This window comes from Photorhabdus sp. P32 (assembly GCF_038085095.1).
GTDB classification, from domain to species: domain Bacteria; phylum Pseudomonadota; class Gammaproteobacteria; order Enterobacterales; family Enterobacteriaceae; genus Photorhabdus; species Photorhabdus luminescens.
This window is the reverse complement of sequence record NZ_JAZGJN010000289.1, coordinates 54,219-73,027: the sequence shown is the minus strand read 5'-3', so window position 1 is coordinate 73,027 and position 18,809 is coordinate 54,219. Positions and strand designations below refer to the sequence as shown.

Annotated in this window: 12 protein-coding genes and 2 pseudogenes; 3 read left to right on the top strand and 11 right to left on the bottom strand. The window is 39.8% G+C overall.

The window, feature by feature from the left end; all coding sequences use genetic code 11:
- Positions 1 to 151: 151 nt before the first annotated feature.
- The 7 genes and pseudogenes from V2H77_RS19750 to V2H77_RS19720 form a co-directional block, all read right to left on the bottom strand.
- Positions 152 to 5,047, bottom strand: a complete 4,896-nt coding sequence (locus V2H77_RS19750) for a putative adhesin (protein WP_341500174.1) — start codon at positions 5,045 to 5,047, stop codon at positions 152 to 154.
- 959 nt (positions 5,048 to 6,006) lie between these two features.
- Positions 6,007 to 8,799, bottom strand: a complete 2,793-nt coding sequence (locus tag V2H77_RS19745) for an RHS repeat-associated core domain-containing protein (protein WP_341500173.1) — start codon at positions 8,797 to 8,799, stop codon at positions 6,007 to 6,009.
- 472 nt (positions 8,800 to 9,271) lie between these two features.
- Positions 9,272 to 9,670, bottom strand: a complete 399-nt coding sequence (locus V2H77_RS19740; RefSeq protein ID WP_341500172.1) for a hypothetical protein — start codon at positions 9,668 to 9,670, stop codon at positions 9,272 to 9,274.
- Positions 9,671 to 9,748: 78 nt separating this feature from the next.
- Positions 9,749 to 10,303, bottom strand: a complete 555-nt coding sequence (locus V2H77_RS19735) for a hypothetical protein (protein ID WP_341500171.1) — start codon at positions 10,301 to 10,303, stop codon at positions 9,749 to 9,751.
- A 134-nt stretch (positions 10,304 to 10,437) separates the two neighbouring features.
- Positions 10,438 to 10,584, bottom strand: a pseudogene (locus V2H77_RS19730) (IS1595 family transposase); the annotation flags it as partial.
- 311 nt (positions 10,585 to 10,895) lie between these two features.
- A complete protein-coding gene (locus V2H77_RS19725; RefSeq protein ID WP_341500170.1) occupies positions 10,896 to 11,021 on the bottom strand; it encodes a hypothetical protein in 126 nt (41 codons plus the stop codon).
- Positions 11,022 to 11,108: 87 nt separating this feature from the next.
- Positions 11,109 to 11,261, bottom strand: a pseudogene (locus V2H77_RS19720) (DUF4255 domain-containing protein); the annotation flags it as partial.
- A gap of 610 nt (positions 11,262 to 11,871) precedes the next feature.
- Here V2H77_RS19720 and V2H77_RS19715 point away from each other — a divergent pair.
- The 3 genes from V2H77_RS19715 (at position 11,872) to V2H77_RS19705 (ending at position 14,530) form a co-directional block, all read left to right on the top strand.
- Positions 11,872 to 13,875 carry an alkyl/aryl-sulfatase gene (locus tag V2H77_RS19715; protein ID WP_341500169.1) on the top strand — a complete coding sequence of 668 codons (2,004 nt, stop codon included), beginning with the start codon at positions 11,872 to 11,874 and terminating at the stop codon, positions 13,873 to 13,875.
- A gap of 83 nt (positions 13,876 to 13,958) precedes the next feature.
- Positions 13,959 to 14,132: a hypothetical protein gene (locus V2H77_RS19710; RefSeq protein ID WP_341500168.1), complete on the top strand. Its 174-nt coding sequence runs from the start codon at positions 13,959 to 13,961 to the stop codon at positions 14,130 to 14,132.
- A 128-nt stretch (positions 14,133 to 14,260) separates the two neighbouring features.
- The gene (locus tag V2H77_RS19705; protein ID WP_341500167.1) at positions 14,261 to 14,530 is read left to right on the top strand and encodes an AbrB/MazE/SpoVT family DNA-binding domain-containing protein; all 270 of its coding nucleotides are present in this window, start codon (positions 14,261 to 14,263) and stop codon (positions 14,528 to 14,530) included.
- Positions 14,531 to 14,754: 224 nt separating this feature from the next.
- Here the strand turns inward: V2H77_RS19705 and V2H77_RS19700 are convergent, their stop codons facing one another.
- From V2H77_RS19700 to rsxG, 4 genes are all read right to left on the bottom strand, one after another.
- The gene (locus V2H77_RS19700; protein ID WP_341500166.1) at positions 14,755 to 16,698 is read right to left on the bottom strand and encodes an exoribonuclease II; all 1,944 of its coding nucleotides are present in this window, start codon (positions 16,696 to 16,698) and stop codon (positions 14,755 to 14,757) included.
- A 138-nt stretch (positions 16,699 to 16,836) separates the two neighbouring features.
- Positions 16,837 to 17,475, bottom strand: a complete 639-nt coding sequence (nth, locus tag V2H77_RS19695; RefSeq protein ID WP_341500165.1) for an endonuclease III — start codon at positions 17,473 to 17,475, stop codon at positions 16,837 to 16,839.
- 1 nt (position 17,476) lies between these two features.
- The gene (locus V2H77_RS19690) at positions 17,477 to 18,175 is read right to left on the bottom strand and encodes an electron transport complex subunit E (protein WP_341500164.1); all 699 of its coding nucleotides are present in this window, start codon (positions 18,173 to 18,175) and stop codon (positions 17,477 to 17,479) included.
- A complete protein-coding gene (gene rsxG, locus V2H77_RS19685; protein ID WP_341500163.1) occupies positions 18,172 to 18,801 on the bottom strand; it encodes an electron transport complex subunit RsxG in 630 nt (209 codons plus the stop codon). The genes V2H77_RS19690 and rsxG overlap by 4 nt, the downstream gene beginning before the upstream one ends.
- Positions 18,802 to 18,809 lie beyond the last annotated feature (8 nt).

Sequence of the window (18,809 nt, the reverse complement as noted above, 5' to 3'; positions counted from 1 at the left end):
CGTTTGTACTGCGTTTTCTGGCAGAAGTGTACAGTTATTTTTGCCAGAAGCAGAATGAGTACAGTTTAAAATAAATAAGGCGAGAAAAAATTCCTCGCCTCAATTTAGTGTTTCAAGTAATACAAAGAGACCTTTTAATTAACTATAACTTTTAATTATCCATAAATAGGAAAGGGGCTATACCGACGATTTTTTCCGTTATGAGATTGTAATGCAGATTTACTGCAATAACAGAATAAATTATTGCTCCGTCGGGCGTGAGCGTAGCCGATCGTTTTGAACGTGAAAGAATTACCGTTGGTTGTAGTTTTGGTTCATAACCACCGCCAAGGCCGGTATCGTGTACTGATTTCATGTTTATTCTATTCAATTCTTCACGACAGGCGACAAAGGTTATTTCATCATATTTTGCCATCCTTTCGTCGGTTCTCAGCAGTGTAAAAATATCGGATAATTTTTTACGATTTCCAGCTTCCGGGCTGACTAATAGCGCATCATATTTATTGATATTCGTACTGTCTGCTCTATTTTTCCATATTGCCGCCTTCACTTCCTCATCCGGCATTTTCTCATAATATTTGATGCCGTAATTTCTTACCTTGCCATGATTGGTTGTATTGGCTTCTACTCCAGTGGCTAGCAGATAATTTTCAATATCATCGGCAGCCATATTCTGAATATCGTTCACGGTAAATGTTTTATCACCTATTTTTACACTGGCTGAACCTGCTTTATTGCCTGATTCTATCGTTGCATAAGGTTGTATCGTAAAGCCGCTATTACCCAATGTGACATCGAAAGGGGAATTTAATGGATTTTCCGGCGCTTCTAATAATGTCTGACCGTGGGGACCAAAAAATTGAATCGTTTTTCCCGCAGGGACCTGCGTCGCCGCACTATCAGAGAAGAAATATCCATGTGAACTCAGCATTAATTTATTTGCAGGTTCATTAGGTACTGTCCATAATTCGAATGCACCACCAAGCTCAATTTTTTGTGGTTCAAATTGAGGATATTCTTTTTGTAAAATCCCTATTCTGGATTGTGCTTTTGTTTTTCTAAGATCGCCCGTTCCAATGTCTTCTTCCGGTTTTTTATTGGTTTTTCGCCATTCCCTCACTCTATTACGGTAATCAGTAGCTGATTCACCGGGTATTTTTTCAGGTTTTCCACTACCGACACCCATGACATTGCGATGTGATTCATTGGTACTTATTCTGATGCTTGTCAATGGGATTTGGCTATCGCCTTTACCATAATAAGGTTGAATAACATACTCACGTTCACCTTTGAATAGGGCATATTCTGCTCTGAATCTATTTTCAGTCAATAAGGCCGAATTGTTTTCCAATAAATAGTCGGAATTACTGAAATCAAATAACGTATTTTTATCGTTGGCGTAATATTTTGTTCCCACAATCCGTGATTCTTCCAGCAAAGAAGAACCGCCGCTGATTTTTTGATCAATTATTTTATTATCGATAGAAGTAAACCATGTTGGGTAACGATTATAATAGATATGTAGCATCTCATGATATAAAGCGATAGCCGGTTCACGGGAACGCCAAGGCTCCTCGGCAAGTTTTTCTTCTGTACCAATCAGGTGATTTTCTGGATCAAAGGCAATACTGCTACCGGCACTATTACGGGCATAAAATTGACCATCTTTTTCGCGTACAATGGCATCCATTGTCGGTGGTTTGATATTTAAACCCTGTTTTTCAAGTTCCTGAATAACGATATTTCCGGAAGGGATTTCACTTATTTTATCTAATACGTGAGTGACTTTATTAATAAATAGATCGTTGCCTGTTATTGTGATCCCGACAGGAGGGATATCTACACGGTTACCTCCTATGGATGTATATTGTATTGTTTTTTGGATATTACCCGAAGAATATTTTGGCATCGGTGTGCTAGGTATTTCTTCAATGGCAAGGGCGATTTTATTGATTGCTGATGCATTAGGTAATTGATTTTCAATCGGATAGATTTCCCTCAATAAATAAGGCAGTTCGGTTTTGATGGCATTAATTTTTTCAGCCGAAATACTGAGATTATTCTGTAATGGCAAGGTGACTTCACGTATCCAAGCTTGTTGGATATTCGCTACCTTCGTGTTGAGTAGAGCTTCTTTATTGCCAAGTTTTAGCGATTTTTCCAAGAAATGGGTTAATGTGTCAGTAATATCCGATAATTTATCGATATCATATTTTTCATAATTTTTGAATGCGGTATTGATATGAATAAATGCATCCAATATTTTATCGCTATTAATATTACCGCGTGCTGCTTCAAGTTCCTGATCTATTTTTCTACTTTGTTCCAGGATAAGAGACTTATTAGATATATCGGTATGAGTAACCCAATGTCCATTTTTATCTAATTTCACCGCAGACCAATAACTAAATTGTTCCGGATAAGCCGGGTTGGCTACGCGCCAGGTGTGGTTTGCTTCATCCCATTTGACTTGATAATTAGCGCCAGATTCCTTGATATAGTAGTTCTGTTTAACTGCTGTTTCCATATTAATAGGGCGTATTGAATAAATCCCTTTATATATTCCCTCATTTGCATGAGGTACCATTCTATCGAGTGAAATATTGCTGACTTGCCATTCATTTTTAAGTTTGCCAAGCCCTCTGGTACTTTTGCTAAAAATATCAGCGAAACTTTTCTCAAGTTTAATGCTATTTTTTATCGCACCTACTGCGCTGACGACTCCTCGGTAAGTTAAGGTCAGTGTTGATCTAATGGGTAAAGGTTCGATTAAATCGATTAATCCGCCGAGCAGAATGCTGGAAGATTGGCGTAAAGTGATTACGCCATGTTCTGGTAATGTTCTGATAACCGCGGTAATTAATGCTCTTCCGGTCAGACCGGCTTGTCTGAGGCGCAATGTGGTTTGTGTGACTTTTGCAGCCATTGATTCAGTCAATGACATACCCAGAGTAGCAACAACTAACAGCACATTCGCTGTATCAAAGACAATTGAGCCAATATCTTCTCCAGTTAATTTATATTCACTATCGGTTGTTGCTTTATAGATAACATTATAGAAAGGAATAAGAATAGTTGCTGCTATATGCCAGCCAGAAGTAATATCTAGCGCTTGTTTACTTTTTATTGCAATATCATTTAAACCTTGTTGAATTATCGTTGTGGTAACAGAAAGTAAGTTCTCTTCTTTATAAAAATTAAATTTAGGAGAGCCTGTGAAGCTAATTCCTACATTCATCCCTGAAGTTATACCATAATAATCGTTCCAGAATGCGTCGTAAGAATATTTATATCTGCGTGTTTCTGAGAAACCACTCAGGGTTTTAGCTCGTTCATAGCCAATTGGAAACAGTCTTTTCCCTGTATTGACTATTTCATTTTCCATAAATATTCCGATGCCTATCATAACTTTTCGTTCAATTAAAAATAGTGCATTGGGTCTGGACATCGCACGTAAGGTGGGCTGGCTATCAACTTGTTGTTGGGAATATTTTCTTGCTTTCACTCCGCCTTGTATTGTTGAGATCACCAGCCAATTACCCTGATGCATTTTGATCATGGCGACATTTCCCATTCCCTGTTCGACTGAATAGAGAAAGGCTTCTTCTGGTGGATTAATAATTTCTTCGACAGTTAATTTTGCAGCCGGAGATGAAAGTATTAATTTACTAAGTGAAATGGATTCATAATGACTGTATTTGTTTTTATAAACATTAAATTGCTCATTAAAATTGTATTGTGAATCAAATTTATCTCTCTTTTTGAAATCGATGAAAGAAAAATATCCTGTTGGTTTTACGTTATTTTTATTGAATGGATTAAGTTTTTGTTTATCATTTTCAAATAACTTTATTGTTTCTAATGTGGAATAATTGAATGCCTGATCCACATTAGCATTCTCTTTTCTCATTCGATAAATGATTGCCGCTGTTAAAATAATACAACCTTCCATTTCAATATGTTTGGATTCTTGGGAGAAAACATGGTCAGTATCATAATGAATATTATGTTTTTTAAATAATAACTCAGCCTGATCTTGAGCAAACAAGATATCGCGATAGTCACCATGACTTTTAGTTATTTTTTCGACTTTGGGGGCAATTTGATATAATAGGGTACCTAATGAGGATAAGACTAATAAATGATATTTAGCAGCTTGTAGCGTTTGCAGCTCGAGAATATCTTTCTGGCTATACTCGGTACGATATTGTTTTTTTAATGCTATTTCCTCTTTGGCTAGTAGAGCTAATAATATGTCATCTCCAATGCTGATACTTTGGTTGGTTTCTGGGTGAATAATTGGAATACCTGGATGAATATTATTAGCGGCAATTAAACTATTTACCTTTTCAATGCCTTTTTTATAGGCTTTGAAAAGATCTTCTTTATCTTTGATTCGTTGGTTATAATCTGATTTTTCTTTATCACTTAACGCGACATTGCCATCTGACATAAACGTTAGCAATGCATCTGAATAGACCTCATCATCGATATCTCCGGTAGAGAATGCCTGACGATATATTTTCAGTAAAGGTTCTTCGGCATTGATACCCAGCTCCTGCCATATATCAATTTTAGTTTGATCTGATTCGGCCTTATCCCTATTTATCTTTCCTAATTTATCGTAAATTTCTATTTTTGATATTAAGATATTGATTGCTGTATTGATGTCCGTACTATTATAGTTTTTTATAAAAAAAAGGTTGAATATGTTATTAATATTATGCAGTAACTCAGAATATTTTATTTCTGAATATCCATTGAAAACAGCGTCCACAGCTTGTTTCAAAGTCTGTTGTAATTTATTTGAGTATTTATTATAAGAAAATAAATTTTCTATGGTGTATAGACCCACATCTTTAATATCAGAGGTTATCCAGGTTGGATAATCTTGATTGCCTTTTAGCAATGAAACAAATGGTTTTTCATCATTTTTGTTATCATCTTGTTTATATTCCCAGTATTTACCATTGACTACGGTATATTCCGTTTCTGTTGACTGATTGGCATCGTTTTTATCTACGATATCATATTCAGAATGTGACATATAATCCTCCGAGTTGATTAAATTTATTATTTATTTAGCTATGTAGCTACTGCGTCCATCTGATTTACAGAAATGACTGTTCATATAAAAATATTGTTTTTTAATTTTAAAGTCACAATTGTAAGGCAGGGTGATTATAGTTGATCTCGGGTAATATCAAATATCAATTAATAACATTATAAAATTATTAATTAGTATAACTATATATAAATATTTATTTATAGTTTTTTATAATGTGGTTAAATATAAACCAATATGTCGGTTGAGAAATGGACTGAAAGGCTTTTGTAGTTAATACGAGGTGTTTATTAAAGGCGCTCTATGGCGGGCAGTAAATAGTAGAAGTAGTAAATATTTGTAAATAAATGGAAAGTGAAATGTTATCACTACGAGAAGATAATGATAATTAAACGTTTTGATTGATTAGAATGCAGCCGTATATTAGGGGATTAACTCAGTTAAATTACGGCTGCAAAATTTAAAATAAAATTTTATATTAATTTTATCCGTTATTATTTAATATTGGTATTAATTGCTGTAGGCATTTTTTCTGATGGCTCACAGATGCTCTCTTTTTCAATACAGACTTCGCTGTCACAGCAATAGTCCTGTTTCATAATCACATGTTTGGCTGCTGATTCAATTAATGTGATTGTTTTTGCAACGGTAGCTTCAAGATCGAGAAAAACAGGCGCCGCCTGAACGGCGGCAACACTTGAGTTGTGATGTTATTTTTTGATTATTGAAATTAAAAAATCCCTGACAATATTCGCCAGAGATTTTTTTATAACGTACTATTTTTATATACCCTATGGATTTCAAGATGCATCGCGACGGCAAAGGAACGAATCCCCGGGAGCATAGATAACTATGTGACCGGGGTGAGCGAGTGCAGCCAACAAAGAGGCAACTTGGAAGATGACGGGTATACTTGATTAATGGTAATTTATTCTTCTTTACTACTTCTTAGTCCATTCAGGGGGCTTGATAATCAGTCGATCAATTTTTTTGCTATTGAACTCTTTGTATTCCTTGCGAAGGGATAATAAGAAATTTGGATCTTGTGCGGTATAGTACAAATATCGTGCTGATAGGGTAAATGAATCGGCATTTTCCAGCGCTTTTCTGGCGCCAGCAGCTCGACGTTGTTTCTCTGTTCGTTCCTGCTCATTTGCCGGTGGCATAAGAATATAGAGTAAATCGGTTAAATCGTGTGAGCCAGGGCTGGAAAGGACGCCAATATATTTATGATCTTGGGTCTGCAATACGCCATGTGAGAGCTCATGAATTGCAATATGTGCAACATGTTCACGTCCTAATAGCGGATCTTCATAGACTCTTTTCAGCGCATCAGTATACACATTGAGATAAATGCTCTTATCGCCTTTTGACCGTTGTTCATATTCATTAACATCCAAGTCGGCAACGGTACTGGATGAACCTGATTTATCCTGTTGATAATTAATATTTTTTGTGGTTTTCAGCTTATCTAATCCATGAATAACGCTGTCAATACGTTTTTTCCATTGCGGTAGTTGAGCAGCCTCCTGATGACTACCGAAAAATATCCTGTAGATTTCAAGAGCGCTTTCATCATTTTTGCTCTCTTTCAAAAAGTTGCTGGCTATTTTGAGTTGTTTAATGGCTGTTTTTTTACCTTGTTTAAAAGTAGCTTGAGCTTTATCGTGGGCATTGGCGCCAGACTCATCTTGAAAACGAAGCGGGTTATTTTTGACCATTCGGTATAGGTTCAACCCGTCTACGGTTCCCGCAGGATCGGCGCTTAACCATCTTCCCATCCACGGCTGATAGTAACGATATTGGTAGTAATACAGCCCGGTTTTGTCTCGCTCTTTACCTGAATACCTGATGGTTTTATAGCTGGCTTCAGTTTGGTTTTTGGCTGTCCATATTGCTGTGCCTCCGTAAGGATAATACTCTTCCTGGCTGATAATTTTACCTTTGGCATCCAGTTCCATCATGCTGCTGCCAATCAGATTGTCATAACTGTAGCGTATTTGATCTCTGTTGATGTCATTGGGCTTCATGGCTTCCCAGTGTAGTACCCGAACTTGTGCCTGACCGGCTTGCCCAATGGTAATGACTTGTAGGCTTTCGATGATCTCAGAGCCTGATTTTGTTTCCTGTAGTTCTAGTCCAAGTAGATAAACAACCCGCCGTTGTTGCGTACTATTATTCGTCTGCTGTTCGCTCACTTTCAGCACCCGCATTGCGTCTGCGTTGTAGCGGTACCATTCCTTATCCGTTGCGCTATTATTATCGCCACGGTTGATCGTAATGACTTGTTGTAGTTCGCCTCTCTGGTTCCAATGAAAGTTTTGTCCTGTTCGTAGGGACATCTGATGCCCGCCGGCATCAAACTGTAAATCGACATCATCTGGCATCACGCCGTGTTTACTCAGTATGGCTCGATTGCTGCGGTGAGATACGGTGATTTCTGTCGTATAAATATTGCGAGTTGCCGGGGCATTATGTTGGATTTGCGTCAAATTGTGACCTCGGTCATAACGGTAGGTACGAATGTATTTGGTATAGGTATTGTCATCAGAGGGCAGGGGAACGATAGGGTTGGGAAGCCGGCTGTTCTGCTGACCGATGTTCGCCATCTCACGACCAGTAGATTCGATAAGTTGATACAGAGAATCATAGATATAGGTGTTTTGAGGGGACACTTTCTGATTGCGCCAGAAACGGGTTTCTTCTGCACTATTGCGAATATTCACCACATTGCCTACTGGGTCATACACATAGCGTAAAGATTGTAATAATTTCTCATTAAGGAGATATTTTTTGGAACGTTGAGTAGAAATATTGATTAATCTCTGGGTCTCAGGTTCATAAGAGTATTTGGTGATGATGCCGTTGCCATGCTCTTCACGTAGTTTTTGGCCTGCGGCTGAATAAGAGAGGGAACTAACTATTGTCTGTTCTGGTTGCCCTTGGATCGTTAACCAACGACCTTGTAGTTGCCCGGCGACATTGTACGCTAGACGCTGCGTATTTCCTTTGGCATCGATTTGTTTCAGGGGTGCTCCGGTAGCATCGGTGATACTTGTTGTGGTGTAAATCTTATTTTCCAATTTGCTCTGCCAGTCTGACCTGTTATCACCGCTCCAGTCCGGTATTTGATCGTCATTGAGCAGTTGTCGTGATTGGGATTGGGGTACACCGGTCAGAGAAAAACTATTGTATTGATTCAGACCTGCGGTGTCATAGTGACGCATATATTGACCGGCCAGATTAAGATTTTTTTCTGCCGGGGAATTACTGGCCCAAATAAAACGTTCGATAACTTGTGGTATTTCTTCATCAACGGATTGCTCGCTGACTGCTAGCAAGCGGCCAGGTAATGAATTATTTTCATACTGCCAGGTTTGCACTGTGCTTATTGCATTTACATTAAAAACCGGGCGAGTTTCAATATCCCTTAGCGTCACGGTACACCCGGCATCGGCGCTTATCGTGCGTAGTACCGTGCCTGTCAGGTCATACTGCCAGTGAAAGTTAGGTTGTACCGTATTGTTTGTTTGCATCAAATCATATAAACGTGGGTCAATGCTTTGAGCCAGATTTCCGCGTGAATCATATTGATGGCGAGTAATAAGTATATCGGTATCGTCGTCCGCTTCGGCACGATAGAAAGCAATTTCCCTTACGGTCAATCCTCGGTTATCCAATATATTGACGGTAGGCGTGCCGGTATATACGGCCGGATCGAAGGTGGATGTCATTTTACTTATGCTCCTTGATTTGATGTTTGTCCTAATCGGTGAAAAGGTAAAATCTTTTTCGATTGCGTTCCTTTATCTAGTTGATGCTAAAACAGTCATGGGATTTCAGCTTTAATTAAGCGCGTATATACCCTCAAAACCCCGTTTATTAGCGGTTATCATTTGTATTGCACGGAATAGCTTATTTCTGCCGGTTTCGTTAAAGAAATTCTTCGATGTTTAATATTTATTTTCCAGCTTTAAAACATCGCGAGCCGGATTATTTTGTTCAATTGGAGGTAAATCTAATCTTTGTTCAAATTCATTTCGATTAAATTATTTGTCTTCGTTAAAAAATTACATTTTATGTAAATATTTTCTTTTAAATCCATTAATATTCGCATCCTCCTTTTATTTTATATCCCGCTCTGCATAGAGAGCGGGGAAGAAAATATATCAGGCTGCTTTTTTCATACTCAATTTTCTTACCTTATTAGTCTGTCTTCATTAGGCGTCGATTATGTGCTTCAATCGTCTCTATAAATCTTGAGGTTGCACTATGAGTGTCATCTATATAATCCGCACTAATTATTCCCGCATGAGAGATCTTCTCAACAGCATCAGCCAAAACGGCATTATTTCTAGATAGGTAACTTTTTACCCCTGAAGTAAATTGTCTACGTCCAATAGAAGCCACTGGGATATTTGTTTGCATAACATTAAGTTTACCTTCAGGTGCAGGGTTTGCGTGAAATTCACTAAGGAACTTGGCTGTACCTCCTGCGTTCGCTCGATTAGCCCACTTTGTGTGAACTTGTTCTTTGTAGGCCCAATGTGGCTCAGCTCCGTCATAACCATGCACCATAATTCCGATGTTTTTTCCTTTACCCAATAAATCAACCGTTGCTTCGCTTAAACTCGGCGTATCATTACGGGTAATAAGATTATCACGATGACCTTCGAGTACATTCTACAAAAATATATCTGAATCCGACGTTCCAGAAGCGGTGTTTTTCTTTTTACCTTCTCCTTTAAATACAAATTTGATGAGATAAAAATTATCGGTATCTCCTGTTGCATGACTCAATAATTCCTTAACATCGGCAATGGCATCCCCGGCCGCAACACTAGGGCCATGAAAAAAGCTAAATGAGCCATTTTTGTTCCGCGCTACACGAACATCGAAGTATTTTGTCCCCGCCTCTGCTTGTTCTCTCAAACTCTTATTTTGGGTTTTAAATGCAAAGGGCAATGCCGCTCCTAAACTACTGAATATTCCATTTCTTTTTCTACTGTAAGCATAGGTACCTGCATCATGGCTACCTAACATAGCTATTTGAGATAGCTGAGTGTCAGCAGGTAATTCATTATGATTTACGGAAGTATGTCCATCCATGATATGACCTGAGCCATTGTTGTTTGGCGCCGTATTGAGTTCTAATTCTAATGAATCGCTTTCATGATGAGTCGCATTCTTTGGCTGTGATGAGCGTCTTTTTTGCCTTTCTTTATATTCATGTTCCATGTTATCACCTACCTATTAGTTTTAAGTAAGAAATGCTTTTGAAATAAACAGTATGCTTAGTGATCATATCTAACGCAATAATTTTGTCCTACAGAATAATTATATGTATTTTAGCGGGTTATATCAGATAGCGATTAGATTTTTTCTTTAACTATTTGTTTCAAAATGTGTAATTGGTTTTTGACTTCTGGTGTGTTAAATCTCCCCTTATCCCCCCATTCTTTGAGAAAGAACTTAAAATGCGCCTTGGGTATTTCATTAAATTTACGTATATGACGTTTGACTTAGTTCCATCATAGACTCATTTAGCATATCAAATGCATATGACAGTTTTATTTCCTCTTTGGTGAAATATTCAGATCTATTAATTCTCTTTCTATGTTAGCTTTGTCATATCCAGTAGGCTGGTTTGATTTTATTGAGAGATTTTTTATTTTTATCTATTTTTTCAATGTCTAGTATTTTTACTGTATTTATTGTTTGGCATACTATCACTTTCACTTAATGTTTAACTTATGAAAATGACTGAGATGTAATGCATTTTGCATATCACAATAGTGAAATATAAAATCTTTTGATATGGTGGTATTTTTTAGGTTGATATTTCCGATTTATTATCAGGAAGTTCCAAGTGTAATCCGTCTAATCGAGTGATATCTGGTTTATCTTTGGGATGCAATTTCTTAATTGCTTTTTCACGAATATCATTTTTAAACATTTATAAACCTCTCGTTATGGTTGTATTTTTTATTTAATTGAAATCTAAATCGGCACATAATTTATCAAATAAAGCTTGGTTTATTTATGAGTTATCCAGAGTTGATTTTTGCTCTACAGATGCGGAAATTTGGCTAATTGGTTTTATATCGTCTTTATTGTTTTGCAGTTTTACCGGTGCGGTAATGGAATATAATAAAGAAAGGCGAGGGCGATTGCCGAGCGCTTGCCAAAAGTTGCCTCTTTGTTGGCTGCACTCGCTCACCCCAGTCACATAATTATCTATGCTCCTGGGGATTCGTTCACTTGCCGCCGCGCTGCAACTTGAAATCTATTAGGTATATATTTCTCTTAGCATTTAGCGATAGACAATAGCTACCGCGCTAACCTGTTTTTCCTTGGTTACTATTTATATAGGAGCTTTTTACATAGGAACGTTATTTGGTGAATCTAAGATCACATTAATGATCACGGTAAATTATAACCAACGTTTGTTAGTTTTAAATATCAATTGTTAATATGTGTGAATATTGGTTATAAAAACAATTAATATTGAAATTGTTTCTCAATCATATTGTTATATTTTTTTATCAAGGCGTGAATAAATATTGTGTTATAACTTTTGACATGAAGATGATGATGATTTGTTAATAAAATTATTTATTAACAAATGATTATGTATTGTTTTTTTGGATTTAATCCAGTAGGGAGTTTAGTTTTAATAATGGGGGGTTCAGGAAATGAGGATCTCGTTATCTATCGTTACTCAGCTATGATTCATATCGTTTTGGTTTTATGGATAAAGTTATATTTGATTTGATAGTTAAATATTGCTAAAGGAATATTATCTTATGAATTATAAATACTTACTCACCATTTCAACAGCAGTGTCGTTTACCCTTTTTACTCTGCCAGCATTGAGTCACTCTGATCGTTCTCTTCCGGCGACTACGATAACCAAACAAGTTAATGCTGAAATGGCATCCACTTTACCTTTCAACGATAAATCTGATTTTGATGATGCTAAACGCGGTCTGATTGCCAGACCTGATTCTCTGATTATTCGTGATGCTAACGGTAAGGTGGTATTGGATCTTGACCAATATCGTCAATTTATTACCGATAAAACGCCGGCTCCAGATACCGTTAATCCGAGCTTGTGGCGTAATGCGCAGCTTAATATGGAGTATGGGCTCTATAAAGTGAGTGATCACATTTATCAAGTGCGCGGTTATGACATATCTAATGTTACTTTTATTGCGGGAAATACCGGGTGGATTGTTTTAGATCCGGCTACGTCCGCGGAAACAGCCAAAGCAGCCTATGATTTAGTCAGCGAAAATCTGGGTAAAAAGCCGGTAGTGGGGGTAGTTTATAGCCATTCTCATGTTGACCATTACGGCGGTGTGCGCGGCATTGTCAATGAGGATGATGTTAAAGCAGGTAAAGTTCAGATCCTTGCGCCAGAAGGTTTTATGGAACATGCGGCCAGTGAAAATGTCATTGCCGGTAATGCGATGAGCCGTCGGGTTGTTTATATGTTTGGTACCTTATTGCCCCGTAATCCTCAAGGCAGTGTCAATTCTGGCTTAAGTGCAACAGTACCGACTGGAACGGTAACATTGATCCCACCAACACAGACTATCAAAGTAACCGGCGAAAAAGTGACGATTGATGGTGTTGAGATGGTGTTCCAGATGACGCCTGGCACGGAAGCTCCTTCAGAAATGAATACTTGGTTTCCGCAATGGAAGGCAATGTGGATGTCAGAAAATACGACTAATTCCATGCACAATATTTTATCGCTGCGTGGAGCTCAGGTGCGTAATGCTTTAGCTTGGTCAAAATATATTAATCAGACCATCGATTTGTACGGCGATCAGGTTGAAGTGAAATTCCAGAGCCATAACTGGCCAATGTGGGGCAAAGAGCGGGTGGTGGATTACTTTAAAAAACAACGTGATTTGTACAAATATATCCACGACCAGACGGTGAATCTGATGAATAAAGGTTACACCGGTGAGGAGATTTCCGAGATGATAAACTTGCCATCAGAGCTGGCGAGTTATTTTCCAAATCGTGGTTATCATGGCGCGTTGCGTCATAATGCCCGCGCGGTTTATCAATTCTATATGGGGTGGTACAGCGGCAACCCCTCTGATTTAAATAACCTGCCGCCTCAACCTTCTGCGATTAAATATGTGGAATATATGGGGGGCGAGGCAGCGGTGATAAAACGCGCCCAAGCTGATTTTAATAAAGGGGAATATCGTTGGGTGGCGCAAGTGCTCAAACATGTTGTTTTTGCTAATCCTGATAGTGTGGCAGGAAAAAAATTGTTAGCTAAAGCCTATGAACAGTTAGGTTACCAGTCTGAATCGAATTCCTGGCGGTCGGCTTATTTGCAGGGCGCTGCGGAACTGCGTTATGGCGTACCAAAATCCGATAACTTGAATATTGCCAGCCCGGATACTATTCGTGCTATGTCGCCGGAAATGTTATTTGATTATTTGGCGGTACGGTTAAACGGGCCTAAAGCTGCCGGTAAGAAGTTAGTGATGAATGTTAATTTCACTGATCTCAATAAGCATTACACGCTGACGGTAGAAAATGGTGTGCTGAATTATACTGAGAAGCAGGCGGTACAGGCCGATGTTACCTTGACACTGACGAAAGCTGTTCTGGAGAAAATTCAGTTGGGGGAAGATGAATTTGACAGTGAGGTGCAAAAACAGAATGTGAAGATTACGGGAGACCGAGCTAAGTTTGATGAATTTATCGGTCTGTTGGACAATTTCCCATTCTGGTTCGATATAGTGACGCCTCGCGCAGAAATAGAAGGTAATGTAACCTGAGGTTTGCTTAAGAAGGGAACTCAGTGCCTGAGGCACGATCAAAGTTTTTGTCAAAGAAAACAAAATTGTGGAGATCCTCAGGCATGCCTAATTTAGAAGAACTTTACTGCTGTGTCGATGATTTTTGCCAACAATTTATCCCTCTCTGGCATCAACAGTTAATTGCAAATGAAAATGCCCTCCGGCTCACATTAACTGTAAATGAGCTTGCATTTATCTTTTTCGGCTCGCATTTCATCGTAACGGGCTTACAATAACTGCAAATGAAATTGGTTATTTTTTGCCCACTCCCCGATAGGGTTCGCAAGTGCAGTATCAACAAAGTTAATACTTAAAATGAACACTGACAGAGTATCTTCATTGTTGATACTATGAGGATTTAAATATGGTACAAGTCGTCGTGAAAAAATGGGGAAATAGCCCTTCTGTACGTCTTCCGGTCGCTATTATGCAAGCTGCTTCACTAAATGTTGATGATACGGTTGATATTGCTGTTGAAGATGGTCGAATTATCATTATTCCGGTCAAAGCGAAAGCGTATTCTCTTGACGCACTATTAGCTGGAATTACACCCGAAAATATTCATGAAAAAATGGATTTTGGTGCTCCAGTTGGTAAGGAATTGAAAGGAAAGAATCCCCGGGAGCATAGATAACGATGTGACCGGGGTGAGTGAGTGCAGCCAACAAAGAGGCAACTTGAAAGATGTCGGGTATACATTCCAACCTAAAAAACCGAGCTTGAATTGACGGGATTGTGATATCGCTATTTTTAAACGAAGCTGAGGTTAATGTAATCATTCGCCTTGATTGCAAATTTTTAATATCAAACTACAGCGATTGAGCTGTAGTTTGACGCAGAAAGGTGTAATGGGAAAGATCAGGCCGCAGGGCGGGCGACAATATTACGAGTTTCCATTCTGACTTCCTCAATACGAACATCAATAATGTCGTTCAATTGGTAAGCGACTTCACCTTTGATAATCACAGTGCCGGTCTCTTGGCTACATTGCAGTTCATCACGCACGGCATGTAGGAATGGCGCCGGTATAAAGGCCACCGCACCGTTATCGACCAGCCGGACACGTAAACCACCACGGGTAATGTCAATGATTTCTGCGGTAAATCGTTGCTCGGTTCCTGCATGTGGTTGCAGGAAGCGTGCATACAGCCAATCTCCTACATCACGTTCGGCCATACGATTCAATCTGCGACGTTCAGCCAGTTGCAAACAGGTTTCTTCTGAGGGTTGTTCCACGCCCGTTTTTTGAATAATCGCTTTCAGTAAACGATGGTTAATCATGTCGCTATATTTACGGATCGGTGATGTCCAGGTGGCGTAAGCATCAAAACCGAGACCAAAATGAGGACCTGGTTCAGGTTTAATTTCTGCGAAAGTCTGAAAACGACGAATACGACTATCAAGGAATTGGGTGGGTTGTTTATCCAATTCACGGCGTAATTTGCAGAAGCCGTTTAAGGTCAACAATTCTTCTGTGTTGGCATCGATACCATTTTCTTGCAGTAATTCAACCACTTGTTCAATTTGCAGCGGCTCAAAGCCCATATGGACATTGTAAATACCAAAACCTAGCTTATCGCGTAGTATTTTTGCGGCGCACAGGTTGGAAGTGATCATTGCTTCTTCAACAATACGGTTGGCTGTACGGCGTTGTTCCACCACGATATCCAGTACGTAACCATTATCATCAAGGATGAAGCGATAATCAGGGCGATCTTTGAAAATAAGCGCATTTTGGTGGCGCCATTGGTTACGGCGATCACTCATTTCTTTCAGGAGAGTGATTTGGGTCTTAATCGCTTCAGAGGCAGGTTCCCAAATTCCTGTTTCTTCCAGCCAGTCAGAAACTTCGTCGTAAACCAATTTAGCTTTTGATTCAACCCAGGTAGAGAAAAACGCAATATCATCGCCCAGTTGACCATCTTCCAGAATCGAAACCTGACAAACCAATGCTGGGCGGCGGGCGTTAGGGCGCAGAGAGCATAAATTCTCTGACAGGTCGCGCGGCAACATGGGGATGTTAAAACCGGGTAGGTAGTTAGTGAAAGCGCGTTGGTGGGCGATTTGGTCCAGTTCGCTGTCAGCCGCAATATAAGCGGTTGGATCAGCGATGGCGATACTGAGTTTCAGGCTGCCATCATCTTGCTTAGCGATATGTAAAGCATCGTCCATATCTTCCGTGGTTGCACTGTCGATAGTAACAAAATCCAGTGACGTTAAGTCAATGCGCTCAAGATCGCCATCGTTCATCTGGCAATCGGCAGTCATAGCGGGAGCATCACGTTCCAGATTATGACGAGAAAGTGTTACCCACCAAGGAGCGTAGTGATCGTTGCTTTCAGTGATATAGCCGGTAATTTCCGCATGAAACCCACGACTGCCTTTCAATGGGTGATGGCGCATTTCAGCGACGGCCCAATCGCCATGCTGAAATGGATGAGTAACCTGATTGGCTGGCCGGCAAGGGATAGCATCTCTTAGCAGTGGGTGATCAGGAACGATCCATAAACGGTTATCATTTTCTTTTTTCTGGATACGGCCGACGAAACGATTTAGAAATGGTTCAATCAAGGTTTCTGGTTCGGCGATTTCTCTTTCTTTGTCAGTATGAATAGCGGCAGTTACTCGATCGCCATGCATAACTTTTTTCATGTGTGGAGGAGGAATGAAATAACTTTTTTGCCCATCGACTTCTAAGAATCCGAATCCTTTTTCGGTACCTTTGACCAAACCTTCTACTCGAAGTGTTTGGGAATGAAGTTGCTGTTTTAGCTGTGCAAGCAGCGGGTTGTTTTGAAACATAATATCCGCGGAGAAAGTTGAGGGTTATTATCAGATAGTTTTTGGAATAACAGTTTTACGCGAATTGGCGATGTCGAGCAAGCCACATCTGCAAAATAGCATAAAACAATATGGAAATTGCATTGAAAATTACAATAGTTACTCAGGGTAAATTTTTTCTTTAAATTCGCATAGATCTTCAATAATACAAGAACCACAACGAGGTTTACGGGCTATGCAAGTATAACGACCGTGTAAAATAAGCCAATGATGACAATCGACTTTAAATTCGGCCGGGACGACTTGCAGTAATTTATTTTCGACTTCATCGACATTTTTACCGGGCGCGAATTGAGTACGGTTGCAAACGCGAAAAATATGAGTATCGACCGCAATAGTCGGCCAGCCGAAAGCGGTGTTTAACACCACATTGGCTGTCTTGCGGCCGACACCTGGCAATGCTTCCAATGCAGCGCGATCTTCGGGAACCTCGCCAGCATGTTTTTCTAGCAATATTCGGCAGGTTTTAATTGTGTTTTCCGCTTTGGTGTTATAAAGACCGATAGTTTTTATATACTCTTTCAACCCATCTACACCAAGGTCAAGTATTGCCTTCGGGGTATTAGCAATCGGATAGAGTTTCGCTGTGGCTTTATTAACACTCACATCTGTTGCTTGCGCTGAAAGCAGTACTGAAATAAGTAACTCAAATGGTGTTGTGAAAACTAATTCAGTTGTTGGCTTTGGGTTGTTATCCCGTAAACGCGTTAGAATTTCGATACGTTTCTGTTTGTTCATATCAAATGGAGCTCTCTGATCCTGGTGACATTGTTATTGCACCGTTTTTTTCTTTTATTGCTCTGGTTTTCATTTTTTCGTCAATAAGATATTTCGCTGCCAGCATTAATCCCAAACCGATAAAAGCGCCGGGTGGTAAGATCGCTAACAGGAAAGGGGAATCCATATGAACAATCTCTATTCGTAATACTTTAGCCCAATTACCCAGAAGTAAATCCGCGCCATCAAAGAGGGTTCCATTACCGAGAACTTCTCTAATCGCACCGAGAACAAACAGGGCAAAAGTGGCTCCTAATCCCATAGCTAAGCCATCAATCGCAGAGGGCATGATCGGGTTTTTCGCGGCGTAGGCTTCAGCACGACCGATAACAATACAGTTAGTCACAATCAGTGGAATGAAAATCCCCAATGATTCATATAGGCCAAAAGCATAGGCGTTAATCAACATCTGGACAGCACTTACAACCGAAGCGATGATCATAACATAAATTGGAATACGGATCTCATTGGGTACCCAACGACGCAAGCTGGAAACTGCAATGTTGGTACAGACTAGAACCAGTGTCGTTGCCAACCCTAAGCCGAGGGCGTTGGTTGCAGTGGAAGATACCGCTAACAGTGGGCACAATCCTAGCAGTTGTACTAAAGCGGAGTTATTTTTCCATAGCCCTTGGATAAATAAATTTTTGGTTTCACTCATGATTTTTCTCCACAAGATTCTAGAGAAGAGAGATGTTCAGGTAGGGTTTGCAAATAAAGCGCGGTCCGTTTGACGGAGTTTACCACGGCGCGTGGGGTAATAGTGGCGCCGGTAAATTGATCAAACTCACCGCCATCTTTTTTCACCGCCCAGTGCTGGTCATGATTGGATGTGATGGTTTTCCCTGAGAATACATTAATCCAGCCTGAAATCCGGGTTTCAATTTTGTCCCCCAGTCCTGGGGTTTCATGATGTTCTGTAACCCGTACACCGAGCACTTTTCCTGAGAAATCTGCTCCAACCAGTAATTGAATGGCGCCGGAATAACCATCCGGCGCCGTACTTTCCAACGCTGCCGCTACGGGCTGACCATTTTTACGGGCCAGATAGAGACGATGAGGAAAATTATTGCCCAGAGCATCAGCATTGACTAGATAGCATTCGCTTTGTATATCGTTGTCGTACAGGGCAGGCGGAATAACCTGATCGAGCAGCGATTTGTGCTGTAATGCGGCCTGTTCTGCGATAGTACTTTTGGTGAGTGAATTCACGATAGCCGTCAGCCCGGTGGTAATGGCCGCAAAAATGGCTAACGTGATGCCGTGACGTCGCATGGTTTCTAACATAACGGCTC